This window comes from Syntrophorhabdus sp., assembly GCA_012719415.1.
GTDB lineage: Bacteria > Desulfobacterota > Syntrophorhabdia > Syntrophorhabdales > Syntrophorhabdaceae > Delta-02.
In genome coordinates this window covers 1-2100 of sequence record JAAYAK010000329.1, presented here as the reverse complement: position 1 = coordinate 2100, position 2100 = coordinate 1, and the positions used below count along the sequence as shown (strand labels likewise).

Sequence of the window (2100 nt, the reverse complement as noted above, 5' to 3'; positions counted from 1 at the left end):
CCCCACTTAACAAAATCCTCCGTTTTGTAAAGTGCGCGCGGAGATGCAGGATTGACGGGCGTTTGCAGAGGGTGAGGTCTGGAGGAAGGTCGAAAAGGCCCGAAATTAAACATTTCTGTAGCGAAATGTGAAGGGGGAAAATGGGCGTTAATGCTGTAATGTAGTACTGCTGCCATGCAGTAAGGCTGTACGGCAGTAACGGCGGGACCAATGAGGGAAGGTCGTTAAAGCGCCGTTTAACTACACTTCAGGGTAACTGAGGCATTTGTAGTTAATCCGTAACCGCGTTGTATTCTATTTCTCGTACATCCACTCTGACGCTATTTACGAGAAATACAGTACACCCTGGGAGACAGGCAGGCATCAGGCCTGCGTGCACCACGCCTCCATCACGAGCTCCGGGGCATACTCGCGGAAGAGATCTAGGATCTCCTCGCGGGCGGGGTTGGAAGGAGAGAGCTTCATCGCCACGTCGAGGGGGGTGTGGTCATAGTCGTCCCGCGCCTCCACGTCGGCGCCGTGTTCGATGAGGAGGCGGACGACATCAGGGTGGCGCTGCTCACATGCCCAGTGCAGGGGGGTGTGGCCACGCCTGTGCCGCGCATTTGGATCCGCCCCGTGGGAGAGGAGGAGACGGGCAACGTCAGGGTGGCCCTGTCCGCATGCCTCATGGAGCGGGGTGACCATTTTCCAGCTCCGTTCGTTCACGTCCGCCCCGGCCTCGATGAGGAGACGGACGATGTCGGTGTGGCCCTGTCCGCATGCCCAATGCAGCGGGGTGCGGCCGTGCTCGTTCCGCGCCTCCATGTCCGCGCCGGCCTCCAGGGCCTCCCTGACCGCGTCTACGCTGCCATGGTCGATTGCAATGAATATCTGTTCCTGGTTCATCGTCCTCCTCCTGGGCCCGGCGAGCAGTACGCCTCCATCACGAGCTCCGGGGCATACTCGCGGAAGAGATCGAGGAGCTCTTCGCGGGCGGGGTTGTCGGGAGGGAGTTTCATCGCCAGGTGGAGGGGTGTGTGGTCCCGGCCGTCCCTGGTGGTGATGTCCGCCCCGTGCTCGAGGAGGAGCCGGACGATGTCGGGGTGACCGCCCCCCATGCACGCCAGGTGGAGGGGAGCACAACCGACCCTGTCCCTCGCGTTCACCTCTGCCCTGTGTTCCAGGAGGAGGCGGGCGGTGTCGGTGTGGCCCTCCAGGCACGCCAGGTGGAGGCCGGTGCGGTTGTTCCGGCCCTCCCTCACATTCACGTCCGCCCCATGCTCGAGGAGAAGACGGGCGAGGGCGATATGGCCCTGTCCGCACGCCCAGTGGAGCGGTGTGTGGCCGTCCTCGCCCGGCGCGTTGATGTCGTTTTGTGTCATGCGGTCCTCCTTTGGTACCTTTCCTGGTACATTCCGGGGAGATCGATCGGCGGTTTCACGTTCCCGTCGAGGCTCCCCCGGAAAAGCGTGGTGAGCAGCGACATGCGGTCGAAGGTCTCTTTGTCCTTCTTGGGATTGAAGGCGAACCAGACAACCTCCATGGCGTCGTTGAAGTCGGGGGTCTTCGAGAGGGATGCGAGGGAGTCCAGGGCTCGGGACAGTTCTTCTCGAGGAATTTCCATCGCCATGGCTATTTTCCTCCCTTCTTTTTCACGTGTTCGGTGATCAGCCTCAACATCAGCGCCTCCATGCTCACGCCCTCCCGAATCGCGAGGATTTTGAATTCCTCGTGCAATTTCTCGGGAACATTGCGGACCCTGATGACTTTGCCGTTGTCCTTGTCTTCCATGTTTTCTCCTTTGTGTTGTTTGTATCTCATGTATATATTATAGCACAGAATACAAAGATGTCAAGTCGAACCCCTCGCAAACGCCCTATTGGCGCGGCTTCGCAGCGGCAATAATTGTCGAATCTTTTTTTTAAAAAAAGTTTCAGCACGGCCCGCTCCCCGGGGAAAAAGGCCTTCGCCCGTGCTCTGTAACCCACCGGAATCATTGGCATATCACCCCGTTGTCGGATGGTTTTCCACTCCAACTGCACGATATCATTCGCGAAAAGGCCTCAAAAACGACACGGACGGGAAATTCCCGTCTACCCCGTTTTTGTGTTGGAAGGT

The 2100-nt window shown here is 58.9% G+C and carries 4 protein-coding genes; all 4 read right to left on the bottom strand.

Translation table 11 applies throughout. The annotated features are described in order from the left end of the window. Positions 1-363: 363 nt before the first annotated feature. From GXX82_18525 to GXX82_18510, 4 genes are read right to left on the bottom strand one after another with little or no spacing between them, the layout of a single operon-like run. Positions 364-888, bottom strand: a complete 525-nt coding sequence (locus GXX82_18525) for a hypothetical protein (GenBank protein ID NLT25034.1) — start codon at positions 886-888, stop codon at positions 364-366. Continuing rightward, positions 885-1364: an ankyrin repeat domain-containing protein gene (locus GXX82_18520; GenBank protein ID NLT25033.1), complete on the bottom strand. Its 480-nt coding sequence runs from the start codon at positions 1362-1364 to the stop codon at positions 885-887. The genes GXX82_18525 and GXX82_18520 overlap by 4 nt, the downstream gene beginning before the upstream one ends. After that, the gene (locus GXX82_18515) at positions 1361-1612 is read right to left on the bottom strand and encodes a hypothetical protein (protein ID NLT25032.1); all 252 of its coding nucleotides are present in this window, start codon (positions 1610-1612) and stop codon (positions 1361-1363) included. Before GXX82_18515 ends, GXX82_18520 begins: the two co-directional genes overlap by 4 nt. 2 nt (positions 1613-1614) lie before the next feature. Then, positions 1615-1773, bottom strand: coding sequence for a hypothetical protein (locus tag GXX82_18510; GenBank protein NLT25031.1), 159 nt, complete (start codon positions 1771-1773; stop codon positions 1615-1617). Positions 1774-2100: the final 327 nt, after the last annotated feature.

Excerpts from the sequence above, each read along its gene's own strand:
- GXX82_18525 (NLT25034.1), bottom strand. The coding sequence starts at position 888 with ATGAACCAGGAACAGATATTCATTGCAATCGACCATGGCAGCGTAGAC.
- GXX82_18520 (NLT25033.1), bottom strand. The coding sequence starts at position 1,364 with ATGACACAAAACGACATCAACGCGCCGGGCGAGGACGGCCACACACCG.
- GXX82_18515 (NLT25032.1), bottom strand. The coding sequence starts at position 1,612 with ATGGCGATGGAAATTCCTCGAGAAGAACTGTCCCGAGCCCTGGACTCC.
- GXX82_18510 (NLT25031.1), bottom strand. The coding sequence starts at position 1,773 with ATGGAAGACAAGGACAACGGCAAAGTCATCAGGGTCCGCAATGTTCCC.